This is a genomic window from Streptomyces sp. RKAG290 (genome assembly GCF_023701695.1).
Lineage (GTDB): Bacteria > Actinomycetota > Actinomycetes > Streptomycetales > Streptomycetaceae > Streptomyces.
This window is the reverse complement of sequence record NZ_JAJOZC010000001.1, coordinates 2,951,715-2,969,658: the sequence shown is the minus strand read 5'-3', so window position 1 is coordinate 2,969,658 and position 17,944 is coordinate 2,951,715. Positions and strand designations below refer to the sequence as shown.

At 72.6% G+C, this 17,944-nt stretch carries 18 protein-coding genes; 6 read left to right on the top strand and 12 right to left on the bottom strand.

Going from position 1 to position 17,944, the window contains the following annotated elements:
* The first annotated feature begins 42 nt into the window (after positions 1–42).
* Positions 43–393 (top strand): hypothetical protein, encoded by a 351-nt coding sequence (locus LNW71_RS12745; protein ID WP_250968351.1) that lies wholly within the window; start codon positions 43–45, stop codon positions 391–393.
* Here LNW71_RS12745 and LNW71_RS12740 read toward each other — a convergent pair.
* Positions 375–1,205, bottom strand: coding sequence for a GDSL-type esterase/lipase family protein (locus tag LNW71_RS12740; protein WP_250968350.1), 831 nt, complete (start codon positions 1,203–1,205; stop codon positions 375–377). The genes LNW71_RS12745 and LNW71_RS12740 overlap by 19 nt on opposite strands.
* On the opposite strand from LNW71_RS12740, the gene LNW71_RS12735 reads away from it, so the two are divergent.
* Complete coding sequence (locus LNW71_RS12735) at positions 1,204–2,199, top strand: WD40 repeat domain-containing protein (protein WP_250968349.1); 996 nt, start codon at positions 1,204–1,206, stop codon at positions 2,197–2,199. The genes LNW71_RS12740 and LNW71_RS12735 overlap by 2 nt on opposite strands.
* Positions 2,200–2,280: 81 nt before the next feature.
* Here LNW71_RS12735 and LNW71_RS12730 read toward each other — a convergent pair whose 3' ends face one another.
* Complete coding sequence (locus tag LNW71_RS12730) at positions 2,281–2,676, bottom strand: PPOX class F420-dependent oxidoreductase (protein ID WP_250968348.1); 396 nt, start codon at positions 2,674–2,676, stop codon at positions 2,281–2,283.
* A 101-nt stretch (positions 2,677–2,777) separates the two neighbouring features.
* Between LNW71_RS12730 and LNW71_RS12725 the strand changes: the two genes are divergently transcribed.
* Positions 2,778–3,293 (top strand): GNAT family N-acetyltransferase, encoded by a 516-nt coding sequence (locus LNW71_RS12725; protein WP_250968347.1) that lies wholly within the window; start codon positions 2,778–2,780, stop codon positions 3,291–3,293.
* A 105-nt stretch (positions 3,294–3,398) separates the two neighbouring features.
* Here the strand turns inward: LNW71_RS12725 and LNW71_RS12720 are convergent, their stop codons facing one another.
* The 8 genes from LNW71_RS12720 to LNW71_RS12685 all read right to left on the bottom strand — a co-directional run bounded on the left by LNW71_RS12720 (position 3,399) and on the right by LNW71_RS12685 (position 10,793).
* The gene (locus LNW71_RS12720) at positions 3,399–4,010 is read right to left on the bottom strand and encodes a Uma2 family endonuclease (RefSeq protein WP_250968346.1); all 612 of its coding nucleotides are present in this window, start codon (positions 4,008–4,010) and stop codon (positions 3,399–3,401) included.
* A 160-nt stretch (positions 4,011–4,170) separates the two neighbouring features.
* Positions 4,171–5,289 carry a phosphoserine transaminase gene (gene serC / locus LNW71_RS12715; RefSeq protein ID WP_250968345.1) on the bottom strand — a complete coding sequence of 373 codons (1,119 nt, stop codon included), beginning with the start codon at positions 5,287–5,289 and terminating at the stop codon, positions 4,171–4,173.
* 116 nt (positions 5,290–5,405) lie between these two features.
* Positions 5,406–6,614 (bottom strand): cytochrome P450, encoded by a 1,209-nt coding sequence (locus LNW71_RS12710; protein ID WP_250968344.1) that lies wholly within the window; start codon positions 6,612–6,614, stop codon positions 5,406–5,408.
* Positions 6,611–7,876, bottom strand: a complete 1,266-nt coding sequence (locus LNW71_RS12705; protein WP_250968343.1) for a cytochrome P450 — start codon at positions 7,874–7,876, stop codon at positions 6,611–6,613. The genes LNW71_RS12710 and LNW71_RS12705 overlap by 4 nt, the downstream gene beginning before the upstream one ends.
* Positions 7,873–8,523 carry an ATP/GTP-binding protein gene (locus LNW71_RS12700; RefSeq protein WP_250968342.1) on the bottom strand — a complete coding sequence of 217 codons (651 nt, stop codon included), beginning with the start codon at positions 8,521–8,523 and terminating at the stop codon, positions 7,873–7,875. Before LNW71_RS12700 ends, LNW71_RS12705 begins: the two co-directional genes overlap by 4 nt.
* Entirely contained in the window at positions 8,504–8,869 is a 366-nt protein-coding gene (locus tag LNW71_RS12695; protein ID WP_250968341.1) for a DUF742 domain-containing protein, read from the bottom strand. The genes LNW71_RS12700 and LNW71_RS12695 overlap by 20 nt, the downstream gene beginning before the upstream one ends.
* Positions 8,866–9,312 carry a roadblock/LC7 domain-containing protein gene (locus LNW71_RS12690; protein WP_250968340.1) on the bottom strand — a complete coding sequence of 149 codons (447 nt, stop codon included), beginning with the start codon at positions 9,310–9,312 and terminating at the stop codon, positions 8,866–8,868. Before LNW71_RS12690 ends, LNW71_RS12695 begins: the two co-directional genes overlap by 4 nt.
* Complete coding sequence (locus LNW71_RS12685) at positions 9,309–10,793, bottom strand: ATP-binding protein (RefSeq protein WP_250968339.1); 1,485 nt, start codon at positions 10,791–10,793, stop codon at positions 9,309–9,311. The genes LNW71_RS12690 and LNW71_RS12685 overlap by 4 nt, the downstream gene beginning before the upstream one ends.
* 266 nt (positions 10,794–11,059) lie before the next feature.
* Here LNW71_RS12685 and LNW71_RS12680 point away from each other — a divergent pair, with 266 nt between their 5' ends.
* A complete protein-coding gene (locus LNW71_RS12680) occupies positions 11,060–13,930 on the top strand; it encodes an FAD-binding and (Fe-S)-binding domain-containing protein (protein WP_250968338.1) in 2,871 nt (956 codons plus the stop codon).
* Between the two features lie 5 nt (positions 13,931–13,935).
* On the opposite strand, the gene LNW71_RS12675 is transcribed toward LNW71_RS12680, so the two are convergent.
* Both LNW71_RS12675 and LNW71_RS12670 read right to left on the bottom strand, forming a co-directional pair.
* The gene (locus tag LNW71_RS12675) at positions 13,936–15,075 is read right to left on the bottom strand and encodes a serine hydrolase domain-containing protein (protein ID WP_250968337.1); all 1,140 of its coding nucleotides are present in this window, start codon (positions 15,073–15,075) and stop codon (positions 13,936–13,938) included.
* Positions 15,076–15,158: 83 nt separating this feature from the next.
* Entirely contained in the window at positions 15,159–16,073 is a 915-nt protein-coding gene (locus tag LNW71_RS12670) for a LysR family transcriptional regulator (protein ID WP_250968336.1), read from the bottom strand.
* A 165-nt stretch (positions 16,074–16,238) separates the two neighbouring features.
* On the opposite strand from LNW71_RS12670, the gene LNW71_RS12665 reads away from it, so the two are divergent.
* Together LNW71_RS12665 and LNW71_RS12660 are read left to right on the top strand one after the other, a co-directional pair.
* Positions 16,239–17,201, top strand: coding sequence for a DMT family transporter (locus LNW71_RS12665; RefSeq protein WP_250968335.1), 963 nt, complete (start codon positions 16,239–16,241; stop codon positions 17,199–17,201).
* A 141-nt stretch (positions 17,202–17,342) separates the two neighbouring features.
* Positions 17,343–17,858 (top strand): DinB family protein, encoded by a 516-nt coding sequence (locus tag LNW71_RS12660; RefSeq protein ID WP_250968334.1) that lies wholly within the window; start codon positions 17,343–17,345, stop codon positions 17,856–17,858.
* The last annotated feature ends 86 nt before the right edge of the window (positions 17,859–17,944 follow it).

The following is a 17,944-nucleotide window of genomic DNA, read 5'->3' as shown; positions in this document are numbered from 1 at the left end:
ACGCCGGAACGTCGTTCAGTGCTCGTACTTCCTGGGGGGAAGATGACCAGCCGTACCCTGCGCCCAAGACCCGGCCTCGACCGGCTCGATCGGCTCGATCGGCTCGATCGTGCCACCCGATGGACCGGCCGACTCCTCTGCGGCTGCCATGCCCTCGCCATGGCGCTGACCGCCACGGAAGCGCTGCTCCATCCCTCCCCGGCCTGGTGGCCCGGTCTCTGGCCGGGCGCCTGGGTCCTCACCGCCGTACTCCTCGCGGCCTGGGCCGCGCTGCGGGCCCTGCAGAAACACAGTCTCCGGCGCGCCGCCGAGGACGAAGGCGACGGCACCCCGGACGGCACCCCCGACGACACGCCCCAGCAGCGGTCGGGCTCCTACGACCAGGCCGCCTGACCGGTCGTCGTGCGGTCCGGGCGGGGCTCGGGGAGCAAGGCGGTCACCGACGTGGGCGCGGACGGCTCCGCCAGTCCCCGGTAGGGCCCGCCCAGCCCCCACGCCTGATGCATCGCGTCCGCGAAGGCTGCTGCCAGGCGGTGTTCGCCGGACGGGCCCGGGTGGGTGCCGTCGTAGGTGTCCGTGTGGATGTCGTAGTCCGCCGGGCGGGAGGCCAGCAGGATCGGGGACATCGGTTCGCCGAGGTCGGCGACGGCCTTCGCGAGGAGCTCGTTGAGGCGGTGGCACTCGGCGGCGAAGGGGGCGTCGGACTCGGCCCGGATGTTCGGTATGACGGGGAGCAGGACGCAGCGGATGCGCGGGTTCGCGGCGCGGGCCGCGGCGATGAACGCGCGGGCGTTCAGGGCGGTCTGCTCGCTGTCGGTGTAGAAGCCGAGGTCTATCAGGCCGAGCGAGACGAGCAGGACGTCCACGCGGTGCGCGGCGACCGTCGCCTCGATCACCGGGGCCATGTGCAGCCAGCCCTCGCCCCAGCCGGCCAGGTGCCTGCGGGCCTCGGCGGGGAAGCCCGGGACGGCGTACTCGTGGGAGACCGGGGTGCCCGTGCCGGTGTCGTACAGCTCGGTCCGCGGGCCGACGAGCGCGTACGGGCCGTCGAAGGCCGACTCGAGGTGCTGCCACATGCGGTAGCGCCAGGTGAAGTCGCCGGCGCGTCCGATGGTCATGGAATCGCCGACGCACATGAAACGCATGGCGTCATCATGGCCGATCATGGCGTCGGCCTGCGACGTGACGATGGACACTTGTGCCATGCGTTCTCATCGACTGACTGCCTTCGGCGCCGCCGCGCTCCTGTCCCTCGCGGTGGCCGCGCCTGCCGTGGCCGACGACGGCGGTGCCGACCGGAGCTTCACGATCGAGGACCCGCGGATCACCGAGTCCAGCGGACTGGCCGCCAGCCGCGCCCACCCGGGGATCTACTGGACGCACAACGACAGCGAGGACGGGCCGTACGTCTACGCCGTCGACTCGCGGACCGGCAAGACCGTCGCGACGATCACCATGAAGGGCGTGGGGGCGCCGCGCGACGTGGAGGCCATCTCGCTCGGCCCGGACGGGAACCTGTACGTCGGTGACATCGGCGACAACCTCGACGGCAGCTGGGACCACGTCTGGATCTACCGCTTCCCCGAGCCGAAGGAGCTGCGGAACGCGACGGTCCGGGCGACGCAGTTCGACGTGAAGTACGCGGACGGCGCACGCAACGCCGAGGCGCTGATGGTCCATCCGAAGACAGGACGGGTGTACATCGCGTCGAAGAAGGAGGGCGGCGGCGGACTCTACGAGGGACCCGCGAAGCTCACGGCCGGGTCGGACAACGTCTTCCGGCGGGTCGGTGAGGTGCCGTGGGTGACGGACGGGGCGTTCTCGCCGGACGGGACGCAACTGGTCCTGCGCTCGTACTTCAGCGCACGCGGCTACGCGTTCAAGAACGGCAGGCTCGGCAAGGACTACCCGGTTCAGGCACCGCTGCTCGGCCAGGCCGAGTCGGTCACGTACACGGCGGACGGCTCGGCGCTGATGTTCGGCTCCGAGGGCGAGCAGAGCGACGTGGTGCGGGTGGACGTGGAGGGCGGTGGGGGCGGCGGGTCCGGCGGTAAGTCGCCCGCGAAGAACGGTGGGTCATCGGCGAACGGCGGGAGCGGGGACGGAGTGCCGGTGAAGGGCACCACGCTGACCGGGGTCGCCGTGCTCGCCGGGATCGGGTTGCTGCTGTTCCTGGGCAGGCGGCGCCGGCAGGGCTGACCGGCGGGACGGACCGGCGGCGGGGACGAGCTGACCGCAGGGCGGGGCCGACCGGCGGGGACGAGGCGACCGGCACGGCGGCTACGTCTCGAGCGGCCGGACCTCGTAGTGCAGGGTCTTGTCGCGCTTGATCCGGTGCGCGAGCGGGACGAGCACGCCCTGCACGATCGGGTGCTTGCGGGACAGCATCCGGGCGGCGTGCGTGTTCTCCTTCGAGCCGGCCTGGAGGAGGCGGGCGTGCGCCGTGATCTGCGGTCCGGTCGGTCTGCCGCGTAGCGTGCACGGGCCGATCTTCACCAGGGGGTGGTTGCGCATCCGCTCCACCTTCCAGGCCGAGGAGAACGTACGGACGTAGGCGTGGTCGCCCTCGACGGCGATGTTGACGGGGGTGTCGGCATGCGTTCCGTCCTGGCGCCGTGTGCTGAGCAGGACGGCGTACTGCTTCACGAGCGGCTTCAGCTCACGGATCGTGTCCATACCTTCCATGGTCCGCCGCCCCGGCGCCGTGTCATCTGCGCGGGCGGTACCGAACGGACGTTTCGAGGGCGCCGACGAGCCCGGCATAAGGTCGTCGGTCTATGACGACGAACCGCGGGCCCGTGCCTTTCTCCACCGCCCGCCTCCATGCCCTGCCCCTGCGGGTCGCGTACGCGGACGAGATGGCGGCCGTGCTCGCCGATCCGGCCCTGCACGCGTTCACCGGCGGCGCCCCGGAGGACGCGGAGGCCCTGCGGGCCCGGTACGCACGCCAGACCGCCGGTTCGCCCGACCCGGCCGAGCGGTGGTGGAACTGGGTGCTGAGGGTGCGCGGTGACGGCTGCCTCGCCGGCTACGTGCAGGCGACGGTGCGTCTCGCCGAGGCGCAGGCGGAGATCGCCTGGGTGATCGGGGCCGCGTGGCAGGGGCGCGGCTACGCGAAGGAGGCGGCGGTGGGTCTCGTCGCTCACCTGCTGGGCGGGGGAGCGGTGCGCTCGGTCGTCGCGCACGTCCACCCCGACCACGCCGCGTCCGCCTCGGTGGCCGCGGCGGCGGGGCTGGTGCGGACGGGGGAGCGGGTGGACGGCGAGGAGCGGTGGTTCCGAGGCGACCGGTGAGGGCGGTGTCCTCAGCTGCCGGAGGGGCTCGGCCGTGGGTGGTCGCCCGTCTTCGTCATGGCCGGGAACGTAGCAACCGCCACTGACAGGGGGCCCGTTGGGCTGTCAGCTGCGGGGCCGGCCCGCCTTGACCAGGTCGGCCACGTCGAGGGTGACCTCGGCGCCGATCGAGCCGGGGAGCGGTGCCTCCTGGCCGGGGGCGTACACCTCGTGGCTGTCGTACGTGCCGGCCTGGGGCTCGGTCAGGACGTGGACGCGGCCGTGCTTGCGGTCGACGATCACATAGACGGGGATCTTGGCCTCGGCGTACGCGGCGACCTTGTTGCGCAGGTCGTTCTTGTAGTTGCCGGAGGTCACCTCCAGCACGAGCCGGAAAACGGCCGGGTCGTAGCAGTTGTTCTCGATGAGATGCGCGTCGAGATCGGCGTCGACGATGGCCAGGTCGGGGATGGCGTAGTCCTCCGGGCCGCCCGGTAGCCACAGGCCGACACCTTGGAGGACTTTGGACTCCTCGCCGTGAAGGCCGGCGGCCAGGAACGGGATCATGAGCACGGTCAGGGCATTCGCGTGCGGGCCGTCCAGGCGTGGGGCCACGGTGATGACGCCTCCGATGATCTCGACGCGGTATCCCGGAAGCCGCTCCGTGAGCGTGTCGGCTGATTCGAGCAGCGATTCCGGTTCACCGGCACAGGGGTGCTCGACTGCTGCTCCAGACATTGCGGGCCTCCTGGAATGGCTGGTGTCGAGAGCATCATCGTGGGACGGCCCGCCCGTGCGCGTCCCGCAGGCGATCCGCCACCCGGGCGAGTGAAGCAGAAACGGCCCTGCACCCACGGATCGTGGGGGCAGGGCCGTTCCGGACGTGTCAGCGGTGGAGCTACAGCTTCTCGATGACGTAGTCGATGCAGGCCGTCAGGGCCTGGACGTCCGACGGGTCGATCGCCGGGAACATCGCCACGCGCAGCTGGTTGCGGCCCAGCTTGCGGTACGGCTCCGTGTCGACGATGCCGTTGGCGCGGAGCACCTTGGCGACGGCGGCGGCGTCGATCTCGTCCGCGAAGTCGATCGTGCCGATGACCTGCGAGCGCTTGGCCGCGTCCGTGACGAACGGGGTCGCGTACTTGGACTCCTCGGCCCAGCCGTACAGGTGGCCGGACGAGGCGGCCGTGCGGCCGGTGGTGAAGTCCAGGCCGCCCTGGGTGTTCATCCAGGTCAGCTGCTCGTTCAGCAGGAAGAGCGTCGCCAGGGCGGGGGTGTTGTACGTCTGGTTCTTCAGGGAGTTGTCGATCGCCGTCGGCAGCGAGAAGAACTCCGGGACGTGCCGGCCGGAGGCGTGGACGCGGGCTGCGCGCTCCAGGGCCGCCGGGGAGAAGACACCGATCCACAGGCCACCGTCGGAGGCGAAGGACTTCTGCGGGGCGAAGTAGTAGACGTCCGTCTCGGCGATGTCGACCGGCAGGCCGCCGGCGCCTGAGGTGGCGTCGACCAGGACCAGGGAGCCCTCGTCGGCACCCGCGACGCGCTTGATCGGCGCGGCGACACCGGTCGAGGTCTCGTTGTGGGTGAGGGCGTAGACGTCGACGCCCGCCTCGGCCCGCGGGTCCGGGTGGGTGCCCGGGTCGGAGGCGATCACGGTCGGGTCGGCCAGCCACGGGGCGAGCTTGGCTGCCTTCGCGAACTTCGAGGAGAACTCACCGAAGTTGAGGTGCTGGGACTTCGACTCGATCAGACCGTGCGTCGCGATGTCCCAGAAGGCGGTGGAGCCGCCGTTGCCCAGGATCACCTCGTAGCCCTCGGGGAGGGAGAAGAGGTCGCGCACACCGTCACGTACCGCGCCGACCAGGTTCTTCACCGGAGCCTGGCGGTGGGACGTACCGAGCAACGACGTACCGGTGGCGGCCAGCGCGTCGAGCGCCTCCGTCCGCACCTTGGAAGGACCGGCGCCGAAGCGTCCGTCGGCGGGCTTGATGTCAGCGGGAATCTGGATGTCGGCCACGAGTCGGAGCGTAGCCGCTCGGTGCGGCGGCTACGCATCCTGTCCGTCGGATGAGACGCGCGATCCGGTTCGTGGACGCCGGATCGCGCGTCCCCCGGGGTGGCCCGGCGGGCCGGTCAGCCGAGCTGGACCGGGAGGTCGTACAGGTCGTTCTGGGTGACGATCGGCTTGTTGCGCAGCTCGGAGGCCGGGACCGCGAGGTCGAGGTCCGGGAAGCGCTCGTAGAGCGCGGGCAGTGCGACCCCCGCCTCCAGGCGCGACAGTGCCGCACCCGGGCAGACGTGCGGGCCGTGGCCGAAGGCGATGTGGCGGTTGGGGGAGCGGGTGACGTCGAACTCGCCGGCGGTCGGCCCGTACTGCGTCTCGTCCCGGCCCAGCGCGCCGAAGGACACGATCAGCGCCTCACCCTTGGGCAGCACCTTGTCACCGACGGCCACGTCCTCCGTCGCGAAGCGGATCAGGACGTGCGAGGTCGGGGTGTTCCAGCGCAGGGTCTCCTCGATCACGCTCTCCCACGGCACCTCGCCGGAGAGCACCTGCTTGCGCTGCTCGGGGTGGGTCTGGAGGGCGGCGACGGCGTTCACGATCAGGCTGATCGTGGTCTCGTGGCCCGCCGCGATGATCAGCTGGAGGGTGTTGACGATCTCCTCGTTGCTGAGGTGGTCGCCGTCCTCGGAGGCCGCGATCAGGGCGCTGGTCAGGTCGTCGCCCGGCTCGGCCCGCTTGCCGTCGACGATCTTGGTGAAGAGCGTGCCGAGGTCCGCCATCATCTGCGGGACCTCCGCCGGCGGGGTCTGCGTCGAGAAGAACTTCTCGAACAGCTCCTTCAGGCGGGGGTGGTCGACCGGGTCCACGCCCATCAGTTCGCTGATGACGTTCATGGGCAGCGGGTAGGCGAACTCCGCCTTCAGGTCGACCTTCTCGCCCTTGGGCAGCGCCGAGAGGCGGTCCAGGCTCGCGGTCGTGAGCGCCTCGATGCCCGCGCGCAGCCGCTCCACCCGCTTCACCGTCAGTGCCTGGGCCACCAGCGTGCGCAGCCGGCGGTGGTCGGCGCCGTCCACGGTGAGCATGGAGCGGCCGGGGTTGGCGAGGCCGATCAGCGGCCAGTCCATGGGTATCTCGTCGCGCTGCCAGGCACCCCAGACGTTGATGTCCTTCACGATCCGGCTGTCGGTCAGCAGCTGCCGCGCCTCGGCGTGGTGCGTGACCGCGTAGCAGTGCACCCCGCCGGGCAGCTCCACCTCGGCGAGCGGACCCGCGGCGCGCAGCGCGGCGCTCTCGCCGTCGAGGTCGGCGACGAAGGGGTCGAGGGCGATCCGGGTCATTTCTGGCCTCCGAAGGCAGGTCCTGTGGCGGGGGTGGGCGTGAAGGCGACGGGCAGGTCCGTCAGCCCCCGCAGCCAGGGGGACGGGCGCCGGGTGAGCTGTTCGGCGGGGACGGCGAGGTCGATGTCCGGGAGGCGGTCGAGGAGGACCTCGATGCCGGTACGGGCGATGACCTCGGCGGTCTCCTGGGCCGGGAAGGGGCAGCGGTGCTCACCGTGGCCGAAGGAGAGGAACGCGTTGTTGCCGCCGGTCAGCGCGGAGCCGTCGGTGCGCACCTGCGGGTCGGCGTTGGCGGCGGCCACGCCCAGCAGCAGCAGGTCGCCCGCCTGGATGTGGCGGCCCCCGAGGTGGGTGTCGCGCGAGGCCCAGCGGCCCGCGATGTTCTGCGTCGGGGTGTCCTCCCAGAGGACCTCGTTCATGGCCTCGGCGACGCTGTGCCGGCCGCCCGAGAGCGAGGCGGCGAACCGGTCGTCGACGAGCATGAGCCGGAGGGAGTTGCCCATCCAGTCCGCGGTCGGCTGGTGGCCCGCGGCCATCATGACCATGAGGTCCTGGGCGACCTCCTCGTCCGTGAAGCCGCCGGGTGCGGCCAGCATCCGGGTGGCGACGTCGTCACCGGGCTCGGCGTGCTTGTCGAGCAGCAGCTGGAACATCGAGGTGCCGAGGTGCTGCTGGCCGGCCAGCGCGCGCTCCCCGCCGTCGATCATGTCGTTGATCGAGCTCACGAGCGCGTCACCGACGGCGTCGCTGAAGCCGTAGATCTTCGCCAGGACCCGCGCGGGGAGCAGCATCGCGTACGCGGCGATGATGTCGGTCCCGCCCGTGGAGCAGAAGCGGTCGATCAGGTCGTCGGCGAACTCCTCCGCGTACCGCTTGAGCGCGAAGGGGTCGACCGCCTCCAGGGCGTCGCTGATCATCCGGGCGCGCTCGACGTGCCGGGCGCCGACCGTGTAGAGGATCGACGGCTGCTTGCGGCCGATCATCGGCAGCAGCGGCCAGTCGTCGGGGATGCGCTCCCACTGGTTCCACAGGTCGGAGTCGCGGCTGAAGAGCACCGGGTCGCTGGTGAGCTGGTGCAGTTCGCGGTAGCCGAGGACCAGCCAGGCCGGGACGTCGCCGTCCAGGACGACGGGCGCGACGGCACCGTGGTCCCGGCGCATCTCCCGGTACAGCTGCATGGGTTCGGTCTGGAACCGTGGCCCGGACAGTGGCGTGCGTCCGTGCGCGGGGCAGCCCGGGGGCGGTTCGGTGGGCTGGGTCACGGGGTGTGCTCCGGGGTCTTCTCCGGAGTGGGTTCCGGACGGGCGGCGGTGGAGGTGGTGATCGTGCCCCGCGAGAGGGCGTAGAGGTGCTCCACCAGCGTGATCAGGACGTACTTGCTGGATGACCGGTCCCGGGCGTCGCACTCCACGAGCGGTACGTCCTCGGAGAGGTCGAGCGCCTCCCGGATCTGCTGCTCGGTGTGGAGCGGTCCGCCGAAGTCGTTGCACGCCACGATGAACGGCGTGCCGTGGTGCTCCAGCCGGTCGATCGCGTACCAGGAGTCGGCGAGGCGCCGGGTGTCGACGAGCACGACGGCACCGAGGGTCCCGGAGAACAGCCGGTCCCACAGGAACCAGAAGCGCTCCTGGCCGGGGGCGCCGAAGAGGTACAGCACCGAGCGTTCGTCGAGCGTGATCCGGCCGAAGTCGAAGGCGACGGTGGTGGACGTCTTCGACTGCACTCCGTCGAGGTGGTCGACCGCCTCGCCCGCGCGGGTCATCGTCTCCTCCGTGTTGAGCGGACGGATCTCGCTCACGGATCGGACCATGGTGGTCTTGCCGACCCCGAAGCCGCCGACGACGACTATTTTCAGTCCGTTGTCGGCCGTGGCCTGCAGGGCGGCACGGTCAGAGGTTGCGGAGTCCAACGAGCACCTGTTCCAGGATGTCGGGGTCGGGGAGCCGGTCCGCGACGCGTGCGGTACGAGGGTGGCGGGCGCTGATCCTGCTGGTGTCGAGCAGATCGCAGAGCAGGATGCGCACGATGCTGACGGGCAGGTTCAGGCCCGCGGCGATCTCGACGACGGCGGTGGGCCGTTCGCACATCCGCAGGATCGCCACGTGCTCCGACTGCATGCCGGGGGTCGGTTCGCATTCGGAGACGACCAGCGTGACCAGGTCGAAGGCGGCCGAGTCGGAGCGGCTGCGGCCACCGGTGAGGGTGTACAGCCGGTCCGGGTCGTCGTCCCGGCCGGGACGCGGCCGCGGTGTCATACGGCCGCGTTCGTGGAGGTCCCGGTGGCACCGGCGGTCCCGGAGGACTCGCGCGGCGGGGCGACGAGGTGTTCGCCGAGCTGCTCGACGAGCTCGCTCATGTTGTGTCCGACGAGGCCGACATCGGCGTCCTCGGAGGCGACGACGGCGAGATGGGCGCCCGCACCCGCCTCCACGATGAACAGCACGCCGCCGTAGAACTCGGCCATCGCGGACCGTACGCCGCCGGTGCCGTCGCCGAACTCGACGGACGCGCCGTGCGACAGGCTCTGGATGCCGGCGGAGATCGCGGCCAGCTGGTCCGCCTGGTCGACGGAGAGCTCGGGGGTGCGGCACAGCTTGAGGCCGTCCCTGGACAGCACGAGGGCGTGGCGGGCACCGGGGGTGCGCTCAAGGAGCCCCTCCAGCAGCCAGTTGAGCTTCTCGTCGGTGGTCGCGGTCATCGGGTGTTGCCTTCCGGGTGCGGGGAGTGGGGCCGTACGGCCTGGCGGAAGCTGCTGAAGCGGGCTGCCTGGGCCTTGGCGTCGGTCGTACGGGGCCGGGGGGTCGATCCGTCCGTCGCGTCGGAGTCGCCCGTGGCTCGGGCGCGGGACTCGGCGGCTGCCAGGGTGCGGCCGCGGGAGCGCTTGGGCAGGCCGCTCTCGCCGAACCGGGGGAGGCCGCCGGTGGTCTCCGAAGCGGAGTCGGAGCGCAGGGGCTCCTGGCTGCCTGCGCCCTCGGTCCGGTCGGCGCCGACGGCTGCCTCGGTCCGGTCGGCGCCGGACGTGTGGACGGGCTCGGGCTCCCGGGAGGGCGTGCGGACCGGTTCGGCGGCCGGCTCCGGCGCGGGGGCCGGGGTGCGGGTGATGATCTCCTGCGGGAGCATCATCAGCGCGCCCGTGCCGCCGCGCGCCGACGGCCGGAAGGAGACCGTCAGGCCGTGCTTGCGGGCCAGCCTGCCGACGACGGCGAGGCCGAGCCGGGTGCCGGAGAGGCCGGTCAGGTCCTGGTTGACCGCGGAGACGGCGCGCTCGGCGCGACGCAGCTGCACATCGCTCATGACCAGACCGCTGTCCTCGACGGTCAGCACGATGCCGGCCGGCACCTCCTCCACGTACACGTGGACCTCGGCCGTGGGCGGCGAGAAGTTCGCGGCGTTGTCCAGGATCTCGGCCAGCGCGTGCATGACGCCCTCGGCGGCGTGGCCGGCGACGGCGACGTCACTGGTGGAGTGGAGCCTGATCCGCTGGTATCCGCTGATCCGGCCCATCGCGCCGCGCAGGATGGACTCCATGACGATGGGCTTCGCCCAGCGCCGCCCGGAGCGCGCACCGGTCAGCACGGCGATGGAGTCGGCCAGCCGGCCCGCCTGGGCGGTGCGGTGGTCCAGGTGCAGCAGATCGCCCAGGATGTCCTCGGCGGCGTGCCGGTTCTCCATCTCACGCAGGTCGGCGAGCATGCTCGTGGCGAGTGCCTGCATCCGGCCGGCGGCGTTGGCGCACGCGGCGACCGCGGCGGAGCGCTCGGTGTCGCTGCGGGACGCGCGGGCCTTGAGCTTGGCGTTCTCGGCGACGAGGCGCTCGACCCCGGCCGCAGCCTGCTCGGTGATCCGTGCGTTCTCGGCAGCGGCGGCCGACTTCATCCGGGCGCTCTCGGCGGTGAACCGCTGGGCCTCGAACGCGGAGGCCGACACCATCCGTGAGGTCTCGGCGGTGAACCGGCTGCTCTCGGCAGCGTGCATCTCCCGCAGCCGGCGCATCGTGATCCGGGCGTGGACGGTGAGGGCGACGGCGGCGGACAGCAGCACGGCGGCGGCACCCGCCCCCCATGCCACTGCGGTCCTGGCCGAGTCGGGGGCGGCGGCAGTCGCCCAGAGACACAGGGATCCGGTGATGGCCACCGTGACCAGCAGGGCCAGTGCGGTCGGCCGGGTTGAGGGGCGCAAGCGGAGTCCTTGGGACGCGGACGGTGACGGACGGGACGGTTCGGGCGAGACGGTACGGCGAAGTGCAAATGCGACAACTGGAACAGATGATTCCCAGACAAGTCTGAGTCACTATATGAGAATTGACGATCTGTTTGGGAAGAACTTGTGGTGCTCTCTGTTCCGTTTATGTTCGTGGGGCCGACGGATCCAGACGTATTGACGTATTCGGCAGAAACACGCGGGGCCGGATGACCGCAGGACCCGGCCGACGGCATCCTGGCCCGATGGCACCTCGTGACACAGCGGCAGGCCCCGACCACGCCACGCTCGCCGCCGAACTGCGCGCGGCCGTACGCGGCGAGGTCGCGTTCGACGCCACCGCGCGGGCGCTGACGACGATGGACGCCTCCAACTACCGCCGGGTGCCGCTCGGCGTCGTCGCCCCGCGTGACGCCGCCGACATCGCGGCCGCACTCGCCGTCTGCCGGGCGCACGGCGTGCCCGTAGTGCCGCGCGGCGGCGGTACGTCCATCGCCGGACAGGCCACCGGCACCGGAGTCGTCCTCGACCTCACCCGCCACCTGCGGTCGATCGTCGAGCTGGACGCGGACTCCCGCATGGCAGTGGTCCAGCCGGGCGTCGTCCTGGACGACCTGCGGGCCGCCGCCGCTCCGCACGGGCTCACCTTCGGCCCGGACCCCTCCACGCACGGCCGTTGCACGATCGGCGGCATGATCGGCAACAACTCCTGCGGCTCGCACTCGGTCGCCTGGGGCACCACCGCCGACAACGTCCACGCCCTGACCGTCGCCCGCTACGGCGGCGACACCCTGCGCCTGGCGCCGGGAGCCGACGGCCCCGCCGGACTTCGCGAACTGGTCGCCGGCCACCTCGCCCTGCTGCGCACCGGATTCCCCGAACTCCCGCGCCGCATCTCGGGGTACGCCCTGGACGCGCTACTGCCCGAACGCGGCGCCGACCCCGCCCGCGCGTTCTGCGGCAGCGAGGGGACGCTCGGCGTGCTGACGCAGGCGACGCTGCGGCTGGTCGAGGCCCCCGCCGCCCGCGCGCTGGCCGTACTCGGCTACGCCGACGAGTCCGCCGCAGCCGACGCGGCCCCCGGCCTCCTGCCGCACCACCCGCTGACCGTCGAGGGCATGGCGGCCGACCTCGTACGCGAACCGGCCGGGCTGCCGCGCGGCGCTGCCTGGCTCTTCGTCGAGACCGGCGGCGCCACCCCGGCCGAGGCACGGGCGCACGCCGAACGGATCGTCCGGGCCGCGTCCGCGGACGCGGTGGACACCGCCGTCGTCACCGACCCGGCCGGGCAGCGGGCGCTGTGGCGCATCCGGGAGGACGCCGCCGGCACCGCCACCCGGATGCCCGCAGGCGGCGAGGCCTGGCCCGGCTGGGAGGACTGCGCGGTGCCGCCCGCCCGCCTCGGCGCCTACCTCCGCGACTTCCGCGCCCTGCTCGCCGAACACGGCCTGCGCGGCACCCCGTACGGGCACTTCGGCGACGGCTGCATCCATGTCCGGATCGACTTCGACCTGCTGAGCGGCGACGGGGTGGCTCGTTTCCGCCGCTTCTCCGAGGAGCTCGCCTCGCTCGTGGTCGCCCACGGGGGCTCCCTGTCCGGGGAGCACGGCGACGGGCAGGCGCGCGCCGAGCTGCTCCCCCGGATGTACGGGGACGACCTCGTCGCCCTCTTCACCCGGTACAAGGACCTCTGGGACCCGGACGGCGGCATGAACCCGGGCATCCTCGCCCGTCCCGCCCGCCTCGACGAGAACCTCCGCTTCGACGTGCTGCCCCGCGAGCCGGTCGACGTGGCCTTCGGCTTCCCGCTCGACGGCGGGGACTTCTCGGCGGCGGTGCGCAGGTGCGTGGGCGTCGCCAAGTGCCGCACGACGGAGGTGTCCGGCCCGGCCGTGATGTGCCCGTCGTTCCGTGCGACCGGCGAGGAGGCCCACTCGACCCGCGGCCGGGCCCGGCTGCTGCACGAGATGCTGGCCGGCTCCGCGGGCGGGGTGATCACCGACGGCTGGCGCTCGACGGAGGTGCGGGACGCGCTCGACCTGTGCCTGTCCTGCAAGGGGTGCCGCAGCGACTGCCCGGTGGGCGTCGACATGGCCACGTACAAGGCGGAGTTCCTGCACCACCACTACCAGGGGCGGCTGCGGCCGGCGGCCCACTACGCGATGGGGTGGCTGCCGCTGTGGCTGCGCCTGGCGTCCCCCTTCGCGGGTGCGCTGAACGCGCTGGCCCGGGTGCGGCCGCTCGCCGCTCTCGCCAAGCGTCTTGCGGGTATCGCGCCGGAGCGCGGCATCCCGGTCCTGGCACGTGAGACGTTCACCCGGTGGCTCGGGCGGCGGTGGGGCAGGGGGACGGTGATCCTCTCGAACGACCAGGTGGTCACCGTCTGGCCCGACACCTTCACCGAGCACCTCTCGCCCGAGGTGGGCCGGGCGGCGGTCAGGGTCCTGGAGGCGGCGGGCCGCACCACGCTGCCCGCCGGGCGCGGGGTGTGCTGCGGCCTCACGTACGTGTCGACGGGGCAGCTGGACAAGGCCCGCAGGGTGATGCGCCGCACCCTGGACCGGATGGGCGTCTCGCTGGGCGACCCCCTGGTCGTCCTCGAACCGAGCTGTGCGGCGACCCTGCGCACGGACCTCCCGGAGCTCCTGCCCGACGACCCCCGCGCCGCCGAACTGGCCGCCTCCGTCCACACCCTGGCCCAGTACCTGGAGAAGTACGCCCCCGACTGGCAGCCCCCGCGCCTGGACCGCCCCGTCGCCGGCCAGACGCACTGCCACCAGCACGCGGTCCTGGGCGACGCGGCGGAGCGCAGGCTCCGCGAACGGGCCGGCCTGACCGGCGAACTGAGCGGAGGCTGCTGCGGACTGGCCGGGAACTTCGGCTTCGAGCGCGGGCACTGGGAGGTGTCGGTGGCCTGCGCGCGGGAGCAGCTCCTGCCGTCCGTGGGAGCGGCGGTCCCCGGTACGGAGATCCTGGCCGACGGGTTCTCCTGCCGGACGCAGCTGGACCAGGTGGGCGGGGTGCGGGCGCGCCACCTGGCGGAGGTCCTGGCGGCGGGGCTCCCCCCGTCGCCGCCGCCCCCGGACCCCCGCACCTCAACCGGCCAGGAGGCCTGAAGGCCTCACCCCCGCGCAGCCCCCAGGACCGCCGCCACCAGCCGCTCGTTCTCCGGCGCCGCCCCGCCCGGGACGGCGAACCGCCGCCGGGTGTAGCCGTAGGCGACACCGCTCGCCGGGTCCGCGAACGCCTGCGAGCCCGCCGCACCGCAGTGCCCGAACGCGCCCTCGCCCAGGGACGGGTAGTACATCTGCGGGCGCTCGAAGCCGAGGCCGAAGTGGTCGGTCTCGTCGGTCACCCGGTCGACACCCGTCAGGCCGGGGCGGGCGAACTCGGCCCGGATCTCCGGCGTGAGGAGCGGGGCCCGCCCGGCCACCTCGGAGATCGCGGCCGCGTACATCCCGGCCAGCGCGCGCGCCGAACCGACCCCGCCGACCGAGGCCGGGCCGAGCGCCCGCACGGACGGATCGTTGATCCACGCGACCAGGTCCGTCGGGTAGTTGAAGGCGACCGCCCGCAGGCTCCCCGGTTCGAAGGGATGGGCGGCCAGCTCGGCCGCCTGCTCCGGCGTCGGGTTCATCGGGCGGACGGGGACGTAGCGCGGTTCGAGGTGGGCCGGCTGGCCCAGGTGGAGGTCCAGGCCGTAGGGGAGGCGGACGCGCTCCTCGTACAGCTCCTGGATCGACCGCCCGGTGGCCCGCCGCACCACTTCGCCGGTGAGCGCGCCGATCACCAGGGCGTGGTACCCGTACTCCTTGCCGGGCTCCCAGAACGGCTCCTGCTCCGCGAGGGTGGCGGCGATCACCCGGTCGTCGGCCAGGTCGGCCCCGGTGAAGCCGCCTTCGATGCCGACCAGTCCGGAGCGGTGCCCGAGGAGCTCCCGCAGGGTCAGCGCGTCCTTGCCGCCGGCCGCGAACTCCGGCCAGTACGAGGCGACCGTGCGGTCCAGCTCCAGGGTCCCGTCCTGCACGAGCAGCGCGACGACGAGGTGGGCCGCGCCCTTGGTGGAGGAGAAGACCGCGGGCAGCGAGTCGCCCTCGATGCCCTCCCCGGCCCAGAGGTCGACGACCGGCCGGCCGTCCAGGTACACGGCGAGCTGCGCACCCGGCTCGTTGGCCTCCTCGGCCAGTACGGCGGCGAACTCCTCCCGCACCGCCTCGAAGCCCGCGGCCACGGTTCCGCGCACGTTGATGTCGTCCGACATGGGTCCCCCACTGAAGTGTTCGGCATACGTTGCTTCGTCTCTTGCTCCCTGCCGCCAACTGCCCCGCCCGGCAGGGAATTCCCTCACGGCCGGACGTCTCGCGCCACGATCTCGCGGGCCAGCGCGGCGAGGTCCGCGAGCGCCGGGTGGCCGGGTGCGTCCCGCCTGGCCAGCAGTACCGGGACGGGCGGGGCGTCGGTGAGCGGCCGGTACACCACCCCGGCGTGCGGGTGCATGTCGGCGGTGGAGGCGGCGGAGACCCCGGAGCCGCGGCCTGCCGCGATGGCGGTCAGCCAGTCGTCCGTGTTGGCGACCGTGAGCGTGGCGGCGGGCCGGTCGTGCGCGGGCCAGAGGCCGAGGGTGGTGATGCCGGAGACGGTGTTGAGGATCACCGCGCCGCCCGCCAGATCGGCGAGGGTCAGCGAGTCGTGCGGGGCCAGCGGGCCGTCCGCGGTCACCGCCGCGACCTGGTCCTCGCTGAACAGCACCTCGGTGACGAGCCCCGGTGTGTCCACGGGGCCGCGCAGCAGCGCCGCGTCGACCTCGCCGCGGGCCAGGCCTGCCGTGCGGTCGTCGATCCGCAGGAGTTCGAGCGGGGTCCGCGGGTGCCGTTCCTGCCAGGCCCGCAGGAACGGTGTGGTGTACGGGCCGAAGGCCGACCAGGCATGACCGATCCGCAGCGGCCGGTGGTGCGGCCGCCCGGGGGCGAGCGCCTCGTCGAACGCGGCGACCGCGGCGACGGCCCTGTCGCGGAAGGCGACGCCGTCGGGGGTGAGGGCGAGGTGGTGGGTGGAACGGTCGACGAGCCGGATGCCGAGGTGCTGCTCCAGGGCGGCCAGGGTCCGCGAGACGGCGGGCTGGGTGAGCTGGAGCCGGGCGGCGGCCCGGGTGACGCTGGACTCGTCGGCGACGGCGAGGAACGCGCGCAGATGACGGACCTCGATGCCGCGGCCCGCACTCCGGTTCGTACTCCTGTCGGCGCCCTGTCCTGTGCTCATGCGCGGGAAGCATAACGGGAGCCCAATCGGCATTTCACGCGCCGCGCGCAGGTCCCTACGGTAGGGGGATGGGCTGCGCGGGGTGAGTGCAGTATCTTCAATTGAGGAGTGCACTGTGTTGCACTCCCCGTACCGTATTCGTGAACTCAGGAAATCAGGCCACAGGTGAACGACCAGGGCACCGCCGCAGAGCCGGCCGCAGCTTTCGCCGTCCCCGAGGCGGTCGCCGCCCTCGGTGAGCAGGGCGCGCCGGGAGACCCGGCCCCTGCCGGAGGCCGCGGAGCGGCGCTGGCTCCGGTCGCGCTGGTGGTGGCGGGCGGTCTGTCCGTCCAGTTCGGTGCCGCGGTCGCGGTCCTGCTGATGCCGAAGGCCGGCGCCCTCGGCGTCGTCACGCTGCGACTGGCCGCCGCCGCCCTCGTCCTGCTCGTCGTCTGCCGCCCCAGGCTGCGTGGCCACTCACGCGCCGACTGGGGCACGGTGCTGGCGTTCGGCGTCGCGATGGGCGGCATGAACACGCTCTTCTACCAGGCCGCCGACCGCATCCCGCTGGGCGCGGCCGTCACCCTGGAGGTGCTGGGCCCGCTCGCCCTCTCGGTGTTCGCCTCGCGCCGTCTGGTCAACGTGGTCTGGGCGGCGCTCGCCCTGGGCGGGGTCGTCCTGCTGAGCGGCGGGGGCTTCGACCGGCTCGATCCGGTGGGTGCGGCGTTCGCCCTCGGGGCCGGCGCCATGTGGGCGGCGTACATCATCTTCAGCGCCCGCACCGGCCGCCGCTTCCCGCAGGCCGACGGGCTGGCCCTGGCGATGGTGGTGGCGGCGGCCCTCTCGCTGCCGCTCGGCATCATGGAGTCGGGCTCGAAGCTCCTGGTCCCCTCCACGCTCGGTCTTGGCGCGGCCGTCGCACTGCTCAGCTCGGTCCTCCCGTACACCCTCGAACTCATGGCGCTGCGCAGGCTGCCCGCGCCCACCTTCGCGATCCTGATGAGCCTGGAACCGGCGATCGCGGCCATGGCGGGCTTCCTCATCCTCGACCAGGCGCTCTCCACGACCGACGCCCTGGCCATCGCCCTGGTCATCGGGGCGAGCATGGGCGCGGTGCGCAGCCAGGTGCGGGGCGTCGGGAAAAGCTGAGGGTCGCGCCGCGGCCCGCGTTGGGGAGCCGCCCTGTCGTCGGGCCGCCCTGGCGTCGAGTCAACGGTCCGATGTGCCGGTTCCGCCTGCGGATGCGCCCGTGCGATCTAGGGTTGTCGCGAGATCCGACCAGGAGGAAACATGCCGGAACGCGACGATCTACTGGCGCTCGTGACCGATCAACGCACCAACTTTCTCTACACCGTCGCGAATCTTGACGACGCGCAGGCCCGCAGCCGCACGACCGACAGCGAGCTGACTCCCGGCGGCCTGGTGAAGCACCTGGCACAGGTGCAGCGGTCCTGGCTGGCCGTGGTCGACGGCACGGCACCCGCCAAGATCGAGTGGACCGACCTGGACCCGGACGGCAACCGGATGACCGACGCCGAGACGCTGTCCGACCTGCTCGACGGCTTCCACGCGGCGGCCGCGGAGTTCGACCGCACGGTGCGTGAGGAGAGCGACTTCGACCGCGAGGTCACCCTGCCCTCGTACCCCTGGTCGCCCCCGGAGCCGGTCCGCTGGAGCGTGCGCCACGTCCTGTGGCACATCTTCCGCGAGATCGCCCACCACAGCGGCCACGCCGACATCATCCGCGAGGCGCTGGACGGTGCCAGCACCACGGCCAGGATGAAGGCGGCGGCCGAGGAGCAGTAGGGCCTGCCGTCTCCGCGGTCTCCCGCCGGGGCGCCCGGCCTGACCGTATGTCACCTGTGGTGGTGTCGTTCACGGTGTCGTCGTTC

What these genes read in the sequence shown, in the direction of transcription:
- LNW71_RS12735 (WP_250968349.1), top strand. Translation starts at nt 1,204, where the DNA reads ATGCGTTCTCATCGACTGACTGCCTTCGGCGCCGCCGCGCTCCTGTCC.
- LNW71_RS12740 (WP_250968350.1), bottom strand. Translation starts at nt 1,205, where the DNA reads ATGGCACAAGTGTCCATCGTCACGTCGCAGGCCGACGCCATGATCGGC.
- LNW71_RS12690 (WP_250968340.1), bottom strand. Translation starts at nt 9,312, where the DNA reads ATGACCGCGACCACCGACGAGAAGCTCAACTGGCTGCTGGAGGGGCTC.
- LNW71_RS12670 (WP_250968336.1), bottom strand. Translation starts at nt 16,073, where the DNA reads ATGAGCACAGGACAGGGCGCCGACAGGAGTACGAACCGGAGTGCGGGC.
- LNW71_RS12680 (WP_250968338.1), top strand. Translation starts at nt 11,060, where the DNA reads ATGGCACCTCGTGACACAGCGGCAGGCCCCGACCACGCCACGCTCGCC.
- LNW71_RS12660 (WP_250968334.1), top strand. Translation starts at nt 17,343, where the DNA reads ATGCCGGAACGCGACGATCTACTGGCGCTCGTGACCGATCAACGCACC.
- LNW71_RS12720 (WP_250968346.1), bottom strand. Translation starts at nt 4,010, where the DNA reads ATGTCTGGAGCAGCAGTCGAGCACCCCTGTGCCGGTGAACCGGAATCG.
- LNW71_RS12730 (WP_250968348.1), bottom strand. Translation starts at nt 2,676, where the DNA reads ATGGACACGATCCGTGAGCTGAAGCCGCTCGTGAAGCAGTACGCCGTC.
- LNW71_RS12725 (WP_250968347.1), top strand. Translation starts at nt 2,778, where the DNA reads ATGACGACGAACCGCGGGCCCGTGCCTTTCTCCACCGCCCGCCTCCAT.
- LNW71_RS12695 (WP_250968341.1), bottom strand. Translation starts at nt 8,869, where the DNA reads ATGACACCGCGGCCGCGTCCCGGCCGGGACGACGACCCGGACCGGCTG.
- LNW71_RS12675 (WP_250968337.1), bottom strand. Translation starts at nt 15,075, where the DNA reads ATGTCGGACGACATCAACGTGCGCGGAACCGTGGCCGCGGGCTTCGAG.
- LNW71_RS12710 (WP_250968344.1), bottom strand. Translation starts at nt 6,614, where the DNA reads ATGACCCGGATCGCCCTCGACCCCTTCGTCGCCGACCTCGACGGCGAG.
- LNW71_RS12745 (WP_250968351.1), top strand. Translation starts at nt 43, where the DNA reads ATGACCAGCCGTACCCTGCGCCCAAGACCCGGCCTCGACCGGCTCGAT.